16 protein-coding genes are annotated in these 17954 nt (G+C 70.4%); 5 read left to right on the forward strand and 11 right to left on the reverse strand.

Going from position 1 to position 17954, the window contains the following annotated elements; translation table 11 throughout:
- Window positions 1-294 precede the first annotated feature (294 nt).
- Both ACRDPS_RS20560 and ACRDPS_RS20565 read left to right on the forward strand, forming a co-directional pair.
- Window positions 295-1005: an ABC transporter ATP-binding protein gene (locus ACRDPS_RS20560; RefSeq protein WP_431503522.1), complete on the forward strand. Its 711-nt coding sequence runs from the start codon at window positions 295-297 to the stop codon at window positions 1003-1005.
- 8 nt (window positions 1006-1013) lie between these two features.
- A complete protein-coding gene (locus tag ACRDPS_RS20565; RefSeq protein ID WP_431503523.1) occupies window positions 1014-3389 on the forward strand; it encodes an ABC transporter permease in 2376 nt (791 codons plus the stop codon).
- A gap of 19 nt (window positions 3390-3408) precedes the next feature.
- Here the strand turns inward: ACRDPS_RS20565 and ACRDPS_RS20570 are convergent, their stop codons facing one another.
- Window positions 3409-4380 (reverse strand): TerC family protein, encoded by a 972-nt coding sequence (locus ACRDPS_RS20570; protein ID WP_431503524.1) that lies wholly within the window; start codon window positions 4378-4380, stop codon window positions 3409-3411.
- 162 nt (window positions 4381-4542) lie between these two features.
- Between ACRDPS_RS20570 and ACRDPS_RS20575 the strand changes: the two genes are divergently transcribed.
- Together ACRDPS_RS20575 and ACRDPS_RS20580 are read left to right on the forward strand one after the other, a co-directional pair.
- A complete protein-coding gene (locus tag ACRDPS_RS20575; RefSeq protein WP_431503525.1) occupies window positions 4543-5925 on the forward strand; it encodes an FAD-binding oxidoreductase in 1383 nt (460 codons plus the stop codon).
- 107 nt (window positions 5926-6032) lie between these two features.
- Complete coding sequence (locus ACRDPS_RS20580; RefSeq protein ID WP_431503526.1) at window positions 6033-6866, forward strand: hypothetical protein; 834 nt, start codon at window positions 6033-6035, stop codon at window positions 6864-6866.
- Here ACRDPS_RS20580 and ACRDPS_RS20585 read toward each other — a convergent pair.
- The 5 genes from ACRDPS_RS20585 to ACRDPS_RS20605 all read right to left on the reverse strand — a co-directional run bounded on the left by ACRDPS_RS20585 (window position 6856) and on the right by ACRDPS_RS20605 (window position 11596).
- A complete protein-coding gene (locus tag ACRDPS_RS20585; protein WP_431503527.1) occupies window positions 6856-8601 on the reverse strand; it encodes a copper resistance CopC/CopD family protein in 1746 nt (581 codons plus the stop codon). The genes ACRDPS_RS20580 and ACRDPS_RS20585 overlap by 11 nt on opposite strands.
- On the reverse strand, window positions 8598-9305 hold the full coding sequence (locus ACRDPS_RS20590; RefSeq protein ID WP_431503528.1) for a YcnI family copper-binding membrane protein: 708 nt from the start codon (window positions 9303-9305) through the stop codon (window positions 8598-8600). The genes ACRDPS_RS20585 and ACRDPS_RS20590 overlap by 4 nt, the downstream gene beginning before the upstream one ends.
- A gap of 134 nt (window positions 9306-9439) precedes the next feature.
- A complete protein-coding gene (locus tag ACRDPS_RS20595) occupies window positions 9440-9934 on the reverse strand; it encodes a cell division protein FtsQ (RefSeq protein ID WP_431503529.1) in 495 nt (164 codons plus the stop codon).
- A gap of 266 nt (window positions 9935-10200) precedes the next feature.
- Entirely contained in the window at window positions 10201-10830 is a 630-nt protein-coding gene (locus ACRDPS_RS20600) for a 3-oxoacid CoA-transferase subunit B (RefSeq protein ID WP_431503530.1), read from the reverse strand.
- 1 nt (window position 10831) lies between these two features.
- Window positions 10832-11596 carry a CoA transferase subunit A gene (locus ACRDPS_RS20605; protein WP_431503531.1) on the reverse strand — a complete coding sequence of 255 codons (765 nt, stop codon included), beginning with the start codon at window positions 11594-11596 and terminating at the stop codon, window positions 10832-10834.
- 127 nt (window positions 11597-11723) lie between these two features.
- Here ACRDPS_RS20605 and ACRDPS_RS20610 point away from each other — a divergent pair, with 127 nt between their 5' ends.
- Window positions 11724-12497 carry an IclR family transcriptional regulator gene (locus ACRDPS_RS20610; RefSeq protein WP_431503532.1) on the forward strand — a complete coding sequence of 258 codons (774 nt, stop codon included), beginning with the start codon at window positions 11724-11726 and terminating at the stop codon, window positions 12495-12497.
- Here the strand turns inward: ACRDPS_RS20610 and ACRDPS_RS20615 are convergent.
- The 5 genes from ACRDPS_RS20615 to ACRDPS_RS20635 form a co-directional block, all read right to left on the reverse strand.
- Window positions 12460-13980 (reverse strand): FGGY-family carbohydrate kinase, encoded by a 1521-nt coding sequence (locus ACRDPS_RS20615; RefSeq protein WP_431503533.1) that lies wholly within the window; start codon window positions 13978-13980, stop codon window positions 12460-12462. The two genes, ACRDPS_RS20610 and ACRDPS_RS20615, sit on opposite strands and share 38 nt — an antisense overlap.
- A gap of 90 nt (window positions 13981-14070) precedes the next feature.
- On the reverse strand, window positions 14071-14598 hold the full coding sequence (locus tag ACRDPS_RS20620; RefSeq protein ID WP_431503534.1) for a ribose-5-phosphate isomerase: 528 nt from the start codon (window positions 14596-14598) through the stop codon (window positions 14071-14073).
- On the reverse strand, window positions 14595-16346 hold the full coding sequence (locus ACRDPS_RS20625) for a dihydroxyacetone kinase family protein (protein WP_431503535.1): 1752 nt from the start codon (window positions 16344-16346) through the stop codon (window positions 14595-14597). The genes ACRDPS_RS20620 and ACRDPS_RS20625 overlap by 4 nt, the downstream gene beginning before the upstream one ends.
- Before the next feature lie 4 nt (window positions 16347-16350).
- Window positions 16351-17316, reverse strand: a complete 966-nt coding sequence (locus ACRDPS_RS20630) for a substrate-binding domain-containing protein (protein ID WP_431503536.1) — start codon at window positions 17314-17316, stop codon at window positions 16351-16353.
- A gap of 65 nt (window positions 17317-17381) precedes the next feature.
- On the reverse strand, window positions 17382-17954 hold a 573-nt coding region (locus tag ACRDPS_RS20635), incomplete at its 5' end, for an ABC transporter permease (protein WP_431503537.1).

Below are 17954 nucleotides of genomic sequence, written 5' to 3' on the forward strand. Positions count from 1 at the left end.
GTCTATCGAGAACACCCTCCAGAAAGGGTCGGCGGCCCACACCAACCCGTCGAAGGGAACGTTCCGGCAGGGAGGTCTCGACGGGCTCGACCACCGGGGCGGCGTGGTCTCGACAAGCTCGACCACCACCGGAGGCGGGAGGTCTCGACAAGCTCGACAACCAAGCCCGCCAAGATACCCGCAGACGTAGGGGAAGACCCCGAGCCGACCCCTGCCGATCAACCCCAGGTCGTACGCCGAGATCAGTCCCCAGCCCGATGCGGGTTGATACCCCACAACGACAGGCTCTGGGGCATGACACAGACCTCTGTTCCCACGATGACGGCCGCCGCCCGAGCGGTGGGCCTGACCAAGACCTACGGCAAGGGCGAAACCGAGGTGCACGCGCTGCGCGGAGTCGACCTCGAGATCCGCCGTGGTGCGTTCACCGCGATCATGGGCCCCAGCGGCTCGGGCAAGTCGACGCTGATGCACTGCCTGGCCGGGTTGGACAGGCCGACCAGCGGCACCGTCGTGGTCGCCGGACAGCCCCTCGAGAACCTCAACGACGACCAGCTGACCATCTTCCGACGGGAGAACGTCGGGTTCGTCTTCCAGGCGTTCAACCTGCTGCCGATGCTGACCGCGGGTCAGAACATCCAGCTGCCCCTGGAGCTGGCCGGCAAGCGGGTCAGCGACGAGACCCGCGCGAGGGCCCAGATGATCGCGGACACCCTCGGCATCGGCAAGCGCCTGGGCCACAAGCCTTCCGAGCTCTCCGGCGGACAGCAGCAACGCGTGGCCATCGCAAGAGCGCTGGTCACCCAGCCCGCGATCCTCTTCGCCGACGAGCCCACCGGAAACCTCGACTCCGAGACCTCGGCCGAGGTGCTCGACCATCTTCGCCGGAGCGTCCGCGAGCTCGGTCAGACCGTGGTCATGGTGACCCACGAGGCCTCGGCCGCAGCGTACGCCGACGAGATCGTCACCGTGGTCGACGGACACATCGAAGGGGTGACGCGCTGATGCGGACGGTGTTGTTCGCATCCTTGCGGACCTACGCCCGCCGCTATGCGGCAGCAGTGGTGGCGGTGGTGGCCGCGGTCGCCCTCATCGTGGTGACCAACGCGCTCACCTCGGCCACCAAGTCCGGTCTCCAGGCCGGCCTCGACGAGCCCTTCCAGAATGCGGCGGGTGGCGTCGAGAACCCCAGCGAGGAAGCCGTCGCGAAGTATGTCGACCAGGGCGGCTGGCCGATGGGCACCACCTACCAGCCGGTGCGCACGGAGACCAAGCAGGTCGGCGAGGACGTCTCGGTCGGCACGGTCTCGACCGAGGACCGTTGGCAGTGGCAGAGCCTCGAGGCGGGCCGCTTCCCGACCGGTTCCGGCGAGGCGGTCGTGGACGCCGACGCAGCCAAGGCCAACAAGGTCGCGGTGGGCGACACCCTCCGCGTCGGTGCGGGGACCAAGGTGCTCGATGTCGCCGTGGTCGGCCTCGTGGACGCGCCCTCGATGTGGTCCTCGAACCTCTATGTCACCTGGCCGCAGATGCAGGAGTGGGACGACGCGATGGTTCCCATGCTCCTCACCGCCTCCACCGGCTCGGCCGACGACGGCTGGGTCGCCTCGGGTCCGCTCGTCGACGACCTGCAGCAGAAGCTCAACCAGGAGATCGACGTCATCGCCTACATGGTGCTGCTCTTCGCCGCCATCGCGCTGTTCGTTTCGGTGCTGGTCATCACCAACACCTTCACGATCCTGTTCGCCCAGCGGATGCGCGACTTCGCGCTGCTCCGGGCGATGGGCGCCACCAAGCGCCAGATCCTTCGCTCCGTACGCCGCGAGGCCCTCGCCCTCGGCATCCTGGCCTCGCTCGCGGGGCTCGTCGTCGGCACGCTCCTGGGCTGGGGGATCGTCGCGATCGTCAGCAGGCTCGCCGAGAACGCGCCCTTGGGCGACGTCGCCTACGAGTGGCCGTGGCTGGTCGGCGCAGCCCTGATCGGCATCCTCACGACCCTGGTCGCCTCGTGGCTGCCCACGCGCCGGCTGATGCGGCTGAGCCCGCTGGCCGCGCTGCGACCCCAGGAGGGCTTCGAGGTACGTGGCGCCGGGAGGTTCCGTCTCGTCCTGGGTGTCGTGGTCGTCCTCCTCGGTGTAGCCACGATCTTCGCCTCGATGGCGCTGGGTGAGGCCTTCACCGGCCTGCTCGCCGTGCTCGCCGGCGGTTCGATCGCCTTCGTCGGGGTGATGCTGCTCGGTCCCGCGCTGGTGCCCGGACTGGTGCGGTTGGCCGGTCATGCGCTCGCGGTGGTCGTCGGTACGCCCGCCAAGCTCGCCTCGGCCAACGCCGGGCGCAACCCGAAGCGCACCGCGGCCACCGCCGCCTCGCTGCTCGTCGGGGTCACCCTGACCACCGGCGTACTCACCGGGATGAACACCATCCGTGGCGCTGTCTCGGAGGAGATGGCCGCCCAGCACCCGATCGACGCCGTGCTGCAGTCGGGCTCCGAGCCGATCGCGGCCGACGCACTCGGCCAGGTCGAGGACGCCGAGGGTGTCGCCGACGCGGTCGCGGTCCCGGGCGCGGTGCCGACGATCGAAGCCGTCGACAAGGGCGAGAGCGCGCCGCTGCCGTTGCCGGTGGTCGCACCGCCGGCCAGCGACGTACCTCTGCAGAAGGTGAGCGTCGCCCCCGGCACGATCGCCCTCGGCTACGAAGCCGCCGACGAGCTCGTCGACGGCGACAAGGTGCGACTCACCCTCGAGGGCCGTTCGACCACGGTCAAGGTGGTCTTCGCGGACGTCGACGGGGCCGCTCGGGTCTCCGCGGCGACGCTCGCCGAGCTGACCCAGGACCCCAAGACGTACGCCATCTGGGTCCGCGCCACCGACAACGCCGATCCCGAGGAGCTGGGCGGCTCCCTGAGCGCGATCCTGCCCGACGCCGACCTCTCCAACGGCAAGGCGGACCGAGCCTGGGTGGAGCTCCAGCTGGACGTGATGACCTGGTCGGTCGTGGGTCTGCTGGCCATCTCGGTGCTGATCGCGCTGGCCGGCATCGCCAACACCCTCGGCCTCTCGGTGCTCGAGCGTGCCCGTGAGCACGCCCTGCTGCGGGCGCTCGGACTGACCCGCCGTCAGCTGCGCCGTACGTTGGCCGCCGAGGCGGTGCTGCTCTCCGCGGTCGCGGCCCTGGTCGGCACGGTCCTGGGCGTCTTCATCGCGTGGGGCGGCAGCGTGGTTCTGCTCAGCGACATCGTCGCCGGAGGCACCGCCAGCTTCGACCCGCCGGTGCTCCAGCTGGTCGGGGTGGTGGTCGTCGCCGGAGTGGCCGGCCTGCTCTCCTGCGTGGTGCCCTCCAAGCGGGCCACCAAGGTCAGCCCGGCGGAGGGACTCGCGCTGGACTGACCCCGGGGCGCCCGCTCGATCAGACCTCCGCGTGCTCCTGCTGCTCCTCACGGGCGGCGGAGCGCCCGGAGGCGATCAGGCTGGTCGTCACGGTGACGACGAGGATGCCGATGATGACCACCAGCGAGAGCCAGGTCGGGATGACCGGGACGCCGTCCCACTGGCCGTGGGCCCAGTGCAGGCCGAGCTTGGCGCCGATGAAGGCGAGGATCGCGGCCAGGCCGAACGAGAGGTGGACCAGCTTGGACAGCGCGCTCTCGAGGACGAAGTAGAGGGCGCGCAGGCCGAGCAGGGCGAAGGCGTTGGTGGCGAAGACGAGGTAGGGGTCGCCGGTGATGCCGTAGACCGCGGGCACGGAGTCGACGGCGAAGATGACGTCGGTGACGAAGATGGCCAGCACCACGACGGCCATCGGCTTCAGGCCGATCTTGCGGCCGAGGCGTACGGCCAGCATCTCCTCGGGGTCCACCGACTGCTCGTGGCCCTGGAGCGCCTCGATGAGGAGCTTCACCGCGGTGACCACCAGGATCGCGCCGAAGAGGAGGAAGACGATGTCCCACTGGGAAAGTGCCGCGGCGCCCAGCGCGATGAAGATGCCGCGCAGCACCAGGGCGCCGACGATGCCGAAGAGCAGCACCTTCTGCTGCAGCTGCCGTGGGACCGCGAAGGCCGCCAGCAAGAGCATGAAGACGAACAGGTTGTCGACGCTGAGCGACTTCTCGACGATGTAGCCGGTGTAGTACTCGAAGCCGGTCTGGCTGCCGTGGGCGTTCCAGACCCAGACCCCGAAGGCGAGCGGGAGGGCGATGTAGAAGGCCGACCAGCCCAGGGCTTCCTTCATGGAGACCTCGTGCGGGCGCCGGGTCAGGACGAAGTCAAGCGCGATCAGGGCCGCGACGGCGGCGATGGTGACTGCCCACAGGGTGGGCGTGGCGATGGTGTCGAGCATCAGGGTCCTCAGGCGTGTCGAGACGTCTGAGGTCTCCCTCACCCCTGAACGAGCCTTGGGGCGTCCTCCGGGTCGGCGGTGGCGCCGACGTACTGACCGGAAGGAGCTTGATGAGGTACTCCCCTCACGGCAGATCGTACCGGTTCGAGGGAAGGGATTCGCAAACGGTCGCCAGGGGAGACGGCCAGGCGGCACAATGTCACGATGTCGACGGCGTCACATCTTCCCCTGCTCAATGACCTCGCGTCCCAGGTCTCGGAGGTGCTCACCGACGAGATCTCGCTGCTGGCGGCCTCGACCGACAGATCCGGGTCGGTCGCCGACGGCCTGCCACTGGCGGTCGTGAAGGCTCACAGCGTCGATGACGTCCGGACGGCGATGCGGATCGCGTCCACACACCGGGTGCCGGTGATCCCGCGAGGCACGGGCACCGGGCTCGCCGGGGGAGCGGTGGCCGGGACCGGCCATCTCGTGGTCGATCTCTCGGCGATGGACCGGATCCTCGAGCTCGACCCGGTCGACGAGATCGCGGTCGTCGAGGCCGGGCTGCTCACCGCCGACCTGGACGCGGCCGCGGCGAAGGTGGGGCTGCGCTACGCGCCCGACCCGGCCTCCGCGGCGATCTGCTCGATCGGCGGCAACGTCGCCACCAACGCCGGCGGGCTGCGATGCGTGAAGTACGGCGTGACCCGCGAAGCCGTCCTGGGCCTCGACGTCGTCCTCGCTGACGGCTCCCTGATCCACACCGGTCGCCGCACCATGAAGGGGGTGGCCGGCCTTGACCTCACCGCCCTCTTCGTCGGCTCGGAGGGCACGCTGGGGATCGTCGTCGGCGCGACTCTGCGGCTCAAGGCCCGGCCGGTGACGACGCTGACCGCGTCGGCTGCGTACGCCTCCACGGCCGCTGCTGCCCGGGCCTGTGCCGAGATCGCCGCAGCTCGGCGGCTGCCGTCGATGCTGGAGTTCATCGACCGGCGCTGCCTCGAGGCGATCGACCGGTTCGCGGGCACCACGTACGCCTCTCGCGGGGACGCGCTGGTGATCGCCCAGGCCGACGGTCCCGCGGCGGAGACCGAGATCGAGGCGATCGCGGCAGTCCTCGGAAAGGAGGCGACCTGGATCGAGCAGGGCGTCGACGAGGAGTCCTCCGAGCGCCTGGTCCAGACCCGCCGCCAGGTCCTGCCCGCGATCGAGGCGGAGGGTTCGTTCTTCATCGAGGACATCTGCGTGCCCCGCTCCCGGCTCGCCGAGGCGGTCGACCGGATCTCCGAGATCTCCGAGAGACATGGCGTACGCACCTACACACTCGCCCACGCCGGCGACGGCAACCTCCACCCGGTCATCGGCTGGGATCCGTCCCCGGGCGACATCCCCGGCGTGATGCCGCCGGTGGAGACGGCCGCCAGCGATGAGATCTTCGCCCTCGCCATCGACCTCGGTGGCACCACCACCGGCGAGCACGGTGTCGGCCGGCTCAAGCGCAAGTGGCTCGAGTCCGAGATCGGCACGGACTCGATCGACCTGCAGCACCGGATCAAGGCCGCCCTCGACCCGCTCGGCATCCTCAACCCCGGCTCCGGCTTCTGATCCCTTCGGGGTCGAGCGAGCCCCCGGGGTCGATCGAGTCCCCGGTGGTCGATCGAGTCCCCGGTGGTCGAGCTTGTCGAGACCACCCCATATGACACCCTTGCTCCGTGCGCGTCGGAATAGCTGCTGTAGTTCTGAGTCTCGGCCTGGCGATCACCCTGATCTCCTGCGGCGGCGAACCGGAGGCGGACGCCCCGTCCTCCAAGTCGTCGGCCAACGTGGCGACGGTGGTCACCGCCATCAAGGGCGCCGACGGCACCACCGCGACGGCAGGCGGCTACGCGTTGGGCGACCTCAGCCTGCCCGCCGAGGCGGGCGAGCCGGGGAAGGTGAGCTTCACGATCACCAAGGGATCCGACCCGGTCACCGACTACATCGAGGAGCAGACCAAGGACATCCATGTCTATGTCGTACGCGACGACCTGGAGGTCTTCCGTCACGTCCACCCGTCCCTGGGTGATGACGGTGTCTGGTCCGGTGACCTGACGCTCCCGGCCGGCGGGACCTACCGGTTGGTCGCCGAGTTCGCGGCCAAGACTCCCGACGGCAAGGGTGAGCAGGCGATGCTCGGCGCGACCGCGAAGGTCGCGGGGCCGTCCGAGGTCGACGTACCCGGCTCCGAGGACGGCACTCTGATCGCCGCGCTCGAGGAGACCCCGAAGCCCGGGGTCGACCAGGAGATCGGTGTGCTGCTGACCGATCCGGCCGGCAGGCCGGTCAACCTGGGCACCTACCTCGGTGTCTACGCGCACGTGACCGCGTTCAGCCGAGACACGGGCGAGGTGATCCACCTGCACCCGCTCGGCGGCCCGGAGAACGGCGAGAACGGCACCCGGCTCGGCATCCACGTGAAGCCACCGAAGGCGGGTGACTACGTGTTCTTCGTGCAGGCACGCGTCGACGGGATGGTCCACACGCTCCGGCTCCCGGTCACTGTCTGACCGGGAACTTCAACAGCCCGAGCGGGCTCTCGAACTCGCCCAGTCGCAGACCGATCGTCACCTCCCAGGTGCCGGCCTTCGGCAGGACGACGTCGGCCTCCCAGGTGCCGGCGTCGACCGAGGTGAGGGGCTGGTCGCCCAGGTCGACATCGCCGGAGCTCAGCTTGGCGGTCGGGATCGCGGCAGCCTCGAGGGGCTCACCGCCGGCGTCCTGGATCTGCAGCCGGAGCACGTTCGGTCCCGGACCGCCGGGGGTCAGCGTCGCGTAGACCCGGTGGTCATCACCGAGCTCGGCCGCCTGGGTGGTGCTCTGGGCGACCGCGGTCGAGCCTGCGCCGGTCGAGCCTTCACCGGCCTGGGGCGGCTTGTCGACCAGGAACCCGGTCACCGCGAGCACGACGACGAGCACCCCGGCCTCCATCATGACCGCCCTGCGCAGCACCGAGCCGGCCTCGACGGTGTCGTCGTGGCCGGCGGCCGTACGGACCCGGGGGAGGACCAGCAGCCGGTTGCCGGCCGCCATCACCGCGACCGCCACGACCAGGGCGACCTTGGTCATCAGCAGGGTGCCGTACGTGCTGTTGAGGAGGTTGTCCCAGGAGCCGAGGATGCGCCAGCCCAGGAGCGTGCCGGAGGCCGCGAGGGCGGCCAAGGACACGGCGGCGAGGGTGGAGAAGCGGGTGACGATCTCGGCCGCGACCGTGCCGCGCCGCGTGATCAGCGGAAGGGTCAGCGCGAGTCCGACCAGGCCGCCGAGCCAGAGGGCGCCGGCGACGAGGTGGATGACGTCGGTGATGGTCACCAGCCAGGCGGGCGTGACGGCGCGGGTGTGGCCCACCAGCGCCGGTGAGCAGATCGCGACCAGCGCGGCCACAGCGGCCGGCCGTGGCTGGTCGCGCAGTGCGAGCGCGGCCGCGATGCCCAAGATCCCCACCAGCGCGCTGAGCCACTCCTTGCCGACAGTCGCCGGTGACCAGGCGTCGAAGGTGAAGATCGCGCCCGGCCCGCTCTCGCTCTGCAGCGCGCCGCTGGCCGGAGCGAGGAACACCAGCGAGACCACGGCGACCATGCCGGCGAGGATCTGGAGGCGTTGGACCCGTGCCGTGGCACGGTCGGGGACGCGGTGGTCACCGATACGGTGCCCACCCAAGATGAGGGCGCGGAACCAGATCAGCCCCACCACCAGCAACAGCGCTGCGTACTGAAGGAACTGGAGCACCCCGTGGATCACCGAGGTCGCCGTCGACGGTTCGGTGGACGGGGGCGGGTCGACGCTGAGGCTCGGGGCGCCGACGGCGAAGGTCAGCGACCCTGAGATCGGGTGGCCGTCGTTGGAGACGACTCGCCAGGCGACGACGTAGCTGCCGTCGCCGAGGCTGCTCGCCTCGGGGAGCGCGACCGTCATCTCGGTCCCGCCCGCGGACGACTCGGAGGCAACCTCCTCGCCCTTGGCGTCGTAGACCGTGACGCCCTCCGGGGGCAGCGTGACCCCTTCGTCGAAGGTGAAGACCACCTCACCGGGCGCGGTCTCGAGTACCGCACCGTCCTCGGGGGTGGTGCCGATCAGGCTGGCGTGCGCCTGGGCGGGGGAGATGCTGAGAAGGACGGCGTACGCAGCGGCAGAGAGCACCACCAGCAGACGTCCCAGGGCGCGCCGGCCCGGCCCCCGGCGGTCGAGCCTGCCGGGACCACGTGCGAGGAGGGAGCTGGGCCGGCGCGCCTGGGGAGCACTCACGCCTTGCGACGACCCAGTGCGAGGGCGGTCGAGCCCGCGATCAGTCCGAGGATCCCGGCGCCGGCGCCGACACCGCCCCACAGGTTGCTGTCGCTCTTGGACTCGGCGGAGGCCGGCTCGGTCTCCGCGTGATCGTCGGAGGTCGCTGAGGCGCCGTGGGCGTCCTCGGCGGTCGCTTCGGTGACCTCGAAGGCGGGAGCCGGTTTCTCCGGCTCCTCGGTAGCGCCCTCCGGCGCCTCCTCGACCCAGGCGGTCTCGCCCTTCTCGCAGGTCTGGATGACCGGGAAGGCGAGCGTGCCCTCCTTCTCAGGCAGCTGCAGGGAGACCTCGAAGGCGTCGCGCTGGCCATCGGGCAGCGGGGTCTTCGCGGTGTAGACGATGGTCGCCTCACGCTCGGTGAGCTTGTTGCCGTGGGCGTCCTCGATCGGCTCGGCGAGCTTCTCGGTGGTGACCTTGACGTCGTAGAACGGCTGTCGCGTTGGCGTCACGTCGTTGATCTCCTCCGGGATCTGGATCGTGATCTGCCTGGTGGGCGAGCCTTCACAGCCGTGGCCGTTGCTGAAGGTCAGCACGGTGTACGCGCCGGCAGCCGTCTCGCTCGGCGTGACCGTGACGTGGGCGGAGGCCGGAGCGGCGGCGAGGAAGGTGATCGCCGCGGCAGCGGCGACGGGCGCGCCGAGGCGCGCGATGGTGCGTCGAGACATTGGGTTGCTTTCTGTGGTGTGCGTGGATCGGCGGCCGCTGCACACAGTCGTTACTGGCGGGACGGATGAGGTGCCTCAAACGTCACATGCGTAACGACTGTGTGCATTCCCAGCCGCATCGAGGGGGACTTGGGTCAGCGAAGAGCGACCGGTGGCCCTCGACCCGCAGCGACATATGTCCACAGGGTGATGCGGGCCACGATCGGCTGCGCATGAGCGAGGAGGCGGGCGGCGATCACGGCTCGCGGCAGCGCGAGTGCCTGCGCGAAGACCCGCCAGGCCCGGCGGTGGAGCATCCAGACGACGACCGTCAGCACGGCCGCCGCGGTGTGCGCGACGAGCATCGACGGACTGCCGCCGCCGTGCGCGTGAGCGGCCGGTGCTGCGTACGCCTCGAACGCCTCGTGCATCCCGAGCTGTGCGACTCCGGCGAGGAGCGCACCCGGCACGATCCCGAGGCGGCGCTGGAGCACCACGACGCCCGCGCTGAATGCGGCGAACCCGGTCGCCACCAGCCACAACACGTCCGGAAGCTGCCCGCCACCGCCCAGGTGGGCCAGGCTCGACCCGGTCGTGATCTCGATCGCCGCGAGCAGCGCCAGCCACACGCTCCCGCGTGTCGGCCTCACCACCCTCAGCTCCACGCCGCACATTGTCGCAGACCCGCCGAAAGGTCACCCCGCAGGCCGAAAGGTCACCTGTGCAGGTCGAGAGGTCACCTGTGCGGGCCGAGAGGTCACCCGTGCAGGTCGAGAGGTCAGCTGTGCGGGCCGAGACGTCACCCGTGCAGGCCGAAAGGTCACCCGTGCAGGCCGAGAGGTCACCCGCGTGACCTCTCGGCCTGCAGAAGTGACTTCTCGGCCTGCAGAAGTGACTTCTCGGCGCTGGGTGTGGGTCAGCGGAGGACGGGAGGCTCGGTCTTGTCCGCTACCTCGTCGGCGCTGACGTCGGGTGCGAGCTCGACCAGGCGCAGGCCCTCGGGGGTGATGTCGAGGACGCACAGGTCGGTGATGATGCGCTGTACGACGCCGAGGCCGGTGTAGGGCAGCGAGCACTCCTCGACGATCTTGTAGGACCCGTCGCGGGCGACGTGCTCCATGAGCACGACGACCTTCTTCGCGCCGTGGACGAGGTCCATCGCGCCGCCCATGCCCTTGACCATCTTGCCGGGGATCATCCAGTTGGCGAGGTCACCCGATGCAGAGATCTGCATGGCACCGAGGATCGCGGCGTCGATCTTGCCGGAGCGGATCATCCCGAAGCTCATGGCGGAGTCGAAGAAGCTGGCTCCCCTGCGTACGGTGACGGTCTCCTTGCCGGCGTTGATCAGGTCCGGGTCGACGGCGTCCTCGGTCGGGTAGGCGCCGGTGCCGAGGATGCCGTTCTCGCTCTGCAGCACCAGCTCGACGTCGTCGGGGACGTAGTTGGGCACCAGCGTCGGCAGTCCGATGCCGAGGTTGACGTAGTCGCCGTCGGTCAGCTCCGCGGCGGCTCGTGCGGCCATCTGTTCACGTGTCCATGCCATGTCAGCGGACCGTCCTCTTCTCGATGCGCTTCTCGGCCGCCTGCTCGGGAGTCAGGGGCACGACGCGGTGTACGTAGACGCCGGGGAGGTGGACCTCGTTCGGCGGGATCTCGCCGGGCTCGACGAGCTCCTCGACCTCCACGATCGTGACCTGCCCGGCCATCGCGGCGAGCGGGTTGAAGTTGCGGGCGGAGTCCTTGAAGACGAGGTTGCCGTGGCGGTCGCCCTTCCAGGCCCGGATGATGCCGAAGTCGGCGAGGATGGCCTCCTCGAGGACGAACTCCTGCTCGCCGTCGCGGGTCTCGAAGGTCATCAACGGCTTCTCGGGCGAGGTCTTGATGACGTTGCCCGCGTCGTCGTACTTCCACGGCAGACCGCCCTGGGCGATCTGCGTGCCGACGCCGGTGCGGGTGTAGAACGCGGCGATGCCGGAGCCGCCCGCGCGCATCCGCTCGGCCAGCGTGCCCTGCGGGGTGAGCTCGACCTCGAGGTCCCCGGAGAGATATTGCCGCGCGAACTCCTTGTTCTCCCCGACGTACGAGGCGACGACCCGCCGCAGGCGTCCGGCGCCCAGCAGCAGGCCCAGGCCCCAGTCGTCGACTCCGGCGTTGTTGGAGACCACCTCGAGGTCGGTCGCGCCGGCCTCGAGCAGGGCGTTGATGAGCACCGAGGGGATGCCGCACAGCCCGAAGCCGCCGACCGTGAGGGTCGCGCCGTCCGGGATGTCCGCCACCGCCTCGGCGGCAGTAGAGATGACCTTGTCCATGGGGTTCAGTCAAGGTTCGCCAGACGCTCCGGTCAATAGGTGAGCGTAAGTTCACGCTCAATCTTTCGTTGATCGATCCCTGCCGGACAGTTGCGTTCGATGAGTGGACGCGGCATATCGTACGTCCATGGAACCCGGTCCCAGCGTGATCCGCCGGAGCGCGACCCTGCTGCGGCTGCTCGCCGCGCAGGAGCCGGAGGGAGCGACCACCACACATCTCGCACAGGCCGCCGACGTCCCGCGGCCGACCGCTCATCGGCTCCTCAGCGCGCTCCAGGAGGAGGGCCTGGTGGAGCGCGACAACAGCACGGGTGCCTGGCATCTCGGTCCGGAGTGCTTCCTGCTGGGCGCGGCCGCGACCACCCGCCACGACATCACGCCGGTGGCCCGCCAGATCGTCTTGAAGGTCGCCCGCGAGACCGGCGAGAGTGCGTTCTTCTCCGTCCGGCGCGGCGACGAGACCGTCTGTGTCCTGCGTGAGGACGGCAGCTTCCCGATCCGCTCGCACGTGCTCCACGAAGGGATCCGGTTTCCGCTCGGCGTCGCCTCTGCCGGCCTGGCGCTCCTCGCGTTCCTCCCCGACTCCCAGCGCGAGGCCTACCTCGCCAGAGCCGATCTCGTCGCCGCGTACGGGGAGCAGCACTCCGCCGAGGCTCTGCGCGAGCGCGTCGCCGCCACCCGGAAGCTCGGGTTCGCCGTCAACCCCGGGCTCATCGTGGTCGGCAGCTGGGGCCTCGGGGCCGCGGTCTTCGACGCCCACGGGCAGCCGTACGGAGCGTTGAGCATCACCGGCATCGAGGCGCGCATCGCACCACCACGCCAGCTCGAGCTCGGCCGCCTCCTCCTCGAGGCCGCCCACACCCTCACCGCGAAGGCCGGGGACCAGGCCTCACCTGGGTGACGGCCTCCTGCATCAGCGCAAGGCGGTGCACCTGGTCACGGGTGGCCGGATACAGCTCGGTGAAGGCGCCGTAGAGCTCGTCGTAGACAGCCCGGTTCTCCGGGATCGGCGCGACCTCCCCGACGATCCGGGTCCAGTCGGTGTCGGCCGGTACGAGGCCTGATCCGATGGCCGCCAGGAGCGCATCCCCGTACGACGCCCCGATGGTCTGCTCGGGCACGAGCTGCCGGATGCCGGTGACGTCGCTGACGATCTGGGTCCATGGTCCGCTCCGGGTGCCGCCGCCGACCGTGACGACGCGGGACGCGGGGCCACCGGCGTCCTCCAGGAGCTCGAGGATCTGGCGTACGCCGTAGGCGATCCCCTCGTAGACGGCCCGATACAGATGCCCACGGCCGTGGCGAAGGGAGAGCCCGGCGACGACACCGCGCGCGTGCGGGTCGAAGAGCGGCGTCCGCTCACCGGCGAAGTAGGGCAGCACGATGAGGCCCTCCGAGCCGGGCGGAGTGGCCTCCGCCTCCTTGGCGAGCGTGGCGATGTCCACGTTCCCGGTGAGCTCCTGAACCCAGGAGAGCAGGCTGCCGGAGGTGGCCATGCCGCCCGCGAGCGTCATCACCTCCGGTTGCACGCTCATCGCGGTCCACAGCGGGGGAGAGGCCTTGAGGTCGTGGCCGATCTGCACGAAGAACATCGTGGAGCCGTACATCAGCATCAGGTCGCCCGGCTGCCGGACACCACAGCTGAACGCCTCGGCCCACGCGTCCACCGCCCCGGCCATGACCGGTGTGCCGACGGGCAGCCCGGTGGCCGTGGCGGCGTCGGCGTGCAACGCACCGACGACGTCACCGGACCAGGCCAGCCGGGGCATCTCGATGTCGCCGAGGATCTCCTCGACCCAGTCCGTTGCCCAGCCCTTGGCGGCGAGGTCGTAGAGCGGGGTGCACTGGCTGGCGGTGTGGTGATCCAGGATGTACTCGCCGGTGAGCCGGGCCACGACGTACGAGCTCGACCCGAACCACCGGCGGGTCCTGGACCACACCTCGGGCTCGTGACGGCGGAGCCAGAGCAGCTTGGGGCCGACCGCCTGGGAGCTGAGGTCGCTGCCGGCACGGTCGAGGATCTCCGCGGCGCCGAAGCGGTCGGTGAGCTCCTCGATCTCGGCCGAGGCCCGGCTGTCGATCCCGTAGAGGATCCCCGGCCGGAGCGGGTTGAGGTCGTCGTCGGTGACCAGGACGCAGGGGCCGATGCCGCTGACGCAGAGCCCGGCGATCGTGTGGTCCCGGGCGTGCAGGGCCAGCTCGCGACAGATCGAGACGACCTCGCCCCACCAGATGGTCTCGGCGTCCATCTCCGCGTGCCCGGCCTGGGGCAGCGACATCTGGTGTCGCCGCATCGTCTTGGCGATCACCTCGCCGTCGGCGGTGGCCAGCACGCCCTTGCTGCTTCCAGTGCCGACATCGACCCCCACGACCAAGGCAGCCATGAACCCTCCCAGTCGTGCCGGACGGCCGTGTCCGACAGCGTCGACGGCGTGATCGGACGATCCTAGTGGTGCGCCGTGGCCGTCGGGCACTCAGCAGCTCGAGGGCTGCTCCGTGCCACCGGTCTCGTACTCGCCGATGGCCGCGACCTTGGCCGCGGAGGCCGACTCCGGGTCGAACTCGTAGCCCAGCCACTCCTTGGCGAGCCGGCGGGCGAGCTCGATCCCGACGACGCGCTGACCCATGCACAGGACCTGGGCGTTGTTGCTGAGCACCGCCCGCTCGACGGAGAAGCTGTCGTGCGCCGTGACGGCACGTACGCCCGGCACCTTGTTGGCGCTGATGGCGACGCCGAGCCCGGTGCCGCACACGAGCAGTGCGCGATCGACGTCGCCGTTGGCGACCAGCTGCGCCGCGGAGGCCGCGACGTGGGGGTAGGCGGTGTGCTCCTCGGCCGTGACACCGACGTCGACCACCGAGGCGACCCGAGGATCGGCCTCCAGGTCGGCCTTCAAGATGTCGCGGTAGGACACCCCGGCGTCGTCGCAGCCGACGGCGATCCGCAGCCCGGGCGTGGGCTCCGCGGTCGGTGCCGGCGTGGGCCGTGCTGGCTCGGTCATGAGGACTCCTCGAGGGTGGTCTGGCACGTCTGGTCGAGCTGGGCTCCGATCGCGGTGACGATCAGGGCGAGCGAGATCGCGCCGGGGTCGGGGGTGCCGACGCTGCGTTCGGCGAGCGGGCGGGCCCGGCCGACCTTCGGCACCATCGGCGCGGTCGCCTCGGCGGCCCTGGTGCAGGCCTCCGCGGCGGCCTGCCACGCCTTGGTCAGGGGGAGGGCTGCCTCGGCGCCCTGCTCGAGCGCGTCGGCGAAGGGGCAGAGCGCGTCGAGCATCGTCTTGTCACCTAGCTCGGCGCGACCGAACGTCTGAACACGGGTCGCCCCGGCACGTACGGCCTCGGCGAGCCCGCCGAGAGTGACTGGGTCCTGGTTGCCGAGGCTCTCGCCGACGGTGTCCAGGAGCATGCCCCACAGGATCCCGCTGGTGCCGCCGGCACGGTCGCCGAAGGCGGCACCAGCCGCACCGAGCACCGAGCGGACCCCGCCACCGGCCGCGACAGCCACCTCGGCCGCCTCAGTGGCGGCCCTGGACCCACGACTCATCCCGATGCCGTGGTCGCCGTCGCCGGCGACCGCGTCGATCTCGCCGAGCCGTTCCTTGTGCTCCTCGACCGTCGCCGCCAGGGTGGCGATCAGCTCGAGAGCGACCTTCGCGTCCCGGCGGGAGGCCGGGCCGGCAGTCTCCTGGGCCTCCTTCGCGGTGGCGTCGGCGGAGACCGCACGCTCGGTGAAGACGCTCCCCGCGGTGGCCTGCCCACGGCGGTAGGCCGGGGTGTCGGCGGGGGCTCGCCACAGCGGCGCGAGCTCGTCGTCGAGCCAGGTCACGGTCAGCGAGCAGCCCGCCATGTCGAGGCTGGTGACGAGCTCACCGACCTCCGGCTCGACCAGGTCGACTCCCGCGGCTCGCAGCCTGGGCTCGACCTCGCTCCAGAGCACGTAGAGCTCCTCGTACTTCGTCGCGCCGAGGCCGTTGAGCAGGACGGCGGCTCGCCCGTCGGCCGACGTCGGGCGCTCCGCGAGCACCTGGTCGGCCAGCTGGTCGGCGAGCTCCGCGGCGGGAATCCAGTCGGTGGTGCTGATGCCGGGCTCGCCATGGATCCCGAGGCCGAAGTCGACCTGGCCGGCCTTCACGTGGAAGAGAGCGTCGCTCGCCCCCGGCAGCGTGCAGCCGTCGAACGCCACCCCGAAGGAGTACGTCGAGGCGTTGGCGTGCCGCATGAGCCGTTCGACCTCGTCGAGGTCGCTGCCCGCCTCCGCCGCCGCGCCCGCCATCTTGTAGACGGTGAAGGTGCCGGCGATGCCGCGACGGTCCTCACCGGCGTCGGGTGGTGCGGAGGCCACGTCGTCGGTCACCCACACGACGCGTACGTCCACACCCTCGGCGCGCAGCCGCTCGGCCGCGGCGCCGAAGTTGAGCCGGTCCCCGGCGTAGTTGCCGAAGGCGAGCACCACCCCCGCGCCGCCGTGCGCGGCGCGGGCGATGCGGTAGACCTGCTCGGCCGAGGGTGAGGCGAAGATGTCGCCGAGCACGGCTCCGTCGGCGAAGCCCGGGCCGACGACCCCGTTGTAGGAGGGGTAGTGGCCAGACCCGCCGCCGATGACGAGGGAGACCTTGCCAGCCAGGGGGCCGCCGGCGCGGACGAATCCGGAGGCTTCGGGAACCCGTTCGACATAGCGGGGATGGGCTGCGGCGAAGCCGGTGAGGACATCGCTCTTGAAGGTGTCGGGGTCGTTGTAGATGTGGGTCATCGGGTCACTCGCTGATGACGAAGTTCTTGACGGTGTCGACGTTGTCCTTGGTGACGAGGACGCAGTCGAGGGCCTGCTTCTCCTCGGACACACCGGTCTTCCCGGACTTGATGACGCTGTCGAGCTGCTCGATCGCCTTGTTCGTGCCCTCGACGATCGGCTGGACCACCGTGGCCACCAGATCGCCGGCCCCCACCGCCTCGACGGCGTCCTGGCTTCCGTCGAAGCCGAGCACCTTCACCTGGTCGAGCTTGCCCTCGGCCTTGAGCGCGTTGACCGCGCCGAGTGCCATCTCGTCGTTGCCCGAGATCACCCCGGTGATGTCGGGGTTCTTGGCGAGCAGAGCCTCCATCTTCTCCTGGCCCTCCTGGCGGTCCCAGTTGGCGATCTCCTCGCCGACCTTCTTGAGATCCGGGTACTGGCCGAGGACCTGCTCATAGCCGTCGGAGCGGACCTGGGCGTTGTTGTCGCTGGGGTTGCCGAACAGCTCGACGTACGTCCCCTTGTAGTTCATCGACGCGGCCCAGGCCTCGGCGCCGACGGTGGCACCCTGCGCGTTGTTGGAGACGATCTGGGACGCCGCGAGCCCCGTCTCGGAGATCTCGGCGTTGATCAGGACCACCGGGATGTCGGCGTCGACGACCTTCTGTACGGCGGCGATCGACTCGTCGGCGCCGGCGGGGTCGAGCAGGATCCCGTCGACCTCGTCGTTGACGGCGGTCTCGATCAGGGTGTTCTGCTCGTCCGGGTCGTTTCCGTGCGCCGCGGTGTAGGAGTCGTAGCCCAGGTCGGTGGCGGCCTTCTTCGCGGTGTCGACCTCGGCCTTCCAGTAGGGGTTGGACGGGTCGACGGTGATGATGGCGATGGTGCCGCCGCCCTTGCCGCCCTCGTCGTCGGTGGCCTCGGAGCCGCATGCGGCCAGGCTCAGGGCGAGCCCGGTGGCGGCGATGCCGGCGAGAATTCGCTTCATGGTGTGTTTCCTCTCGATCGGCCGCGGACGTACCGCGTCCTGGTGGTGGGGATGCTCGGTGGCGCTCATGCGCTCGTGCTCGCTGCCGTACGTACCTCCGCCGCGGCGCGTCGCGCGGCTCCACGGTTCTGGGCGATCTGCTGGATCCGGTCGACGGCGACCGCGAGGATGATCACGGCGCCGGTGATGACCTGCTGCCAGAACGGCGAGACGCCGACGATGACCAGCCCGTTCGCGAGGAACCCGATCACGAACGCGCCGATGATGGTGCCCCTGACCGTGCCGCGACCGCCGGAGAGCGCCGCACCGCCGATGACGACGGCGGCGATCGCGTTGAGCTCGTAGAACTGGCCCAGGTCGGCGGTCGCGGAGCTGATGTTGGCGATCTGGAGCAGGCCGACGATGCCGGCGCAGGTGCCCGCGATCACGTAGATCCGCGTCTTCACCCGGGTGACGGGTACGCCGGAGAGCTCGGCCGCGCGCTCGTTGCTGCCGCTGGCGTAGAGCCACCGGCCGAACGGCGAGCGGACCAGCAGGATCGAGGCCAAGATGGCGAGCGCGATCATCACCCATGCCGAGATGGGGAGCCCGAGCGGGCGGCTGGCGAAGACCTCGAAGAAGCCGGTGTTGCCCAGCCC

This window comes from Nocardioides sp., from assembly GCF_050699375.1.
Classification (GTDB): domain Bacteria; phylum Actinomycetota; class Actinomycetes; order Propionibacteriales; family Nocardioidaceae; genus Nocardioides.

Coding starts and splice junctions, on each gene's coding strand:
- ACRDPS_RS20575 (WP_431503525.1), top strand. CDS start 4,543: ATGTCGACGGCGTCACATCTTCCCCTGCTCAATGACCTCGCGTCCCAG.
- ACRDPS_RS20590 (WP_431503528.1), bottom strand. CDS start 9,305: ATGTCTCGACGCACCATCGCGCGCCTCGGCGCGCCCGTCGCCGCTGCC.
- ACRDPS_RS20560 (WP_431503522.1), top strand. CDS start 295: ATGACACAGACCTCTGTTCCCACGATGACGGCCGCCGCCCGAGCGGTG.
- ACRDPS_RS20605 (WP_431503531.1), bottom strand. CDS start 11,596: ATGGACAAGGTCATCTCTACTGCCGCCGAGGCGGTGGCGGACATCCCG.
- ACRDPS_RS20600 (WP_431503530.1), bottom strand. CDS start 10,830: ATGGCATGGACACGTGAACAGATGGCCGCACGAGCCGCCGCGGAGCTG.
- ACRDPS_RS20615 (WP_431503533.1), bottom strand. CDS start 13,980: ATGGCTGCCTTGGTCGTGGGGGTCGATGTCGGCACTGGAAGCAGCAAG.
- ACRDPS_RS20620 (WP_431503534.1), bottom strand. CDS start 14,598: ATGACCGAGCCAGCACGGCCCACGCCGGCACCGACCGCGGAGCCCACG.
- ACRDPS_RS20630 (WP_431503536.1), bottom strand. CDS start 17,316: ATGAAGCGAATTCTCGCCGGCATCGCCGCCACCGGGCTCGCCCTGAGC.
- ACRDPS_RS20610 (WP_431503532.1), top strand. CDS start 11,724: ATGGAACCCGGTCCCAGCGTGATCCGCCGGAGCGCGACCCTGCTGCGG.
- ACRDPS_RS20625 (WP_431503535.1), bottom strand. CDS start 16,346: ATGACCCACATCTACAACGACCCCGACACCTTCAAGAGCGATGTCCTC.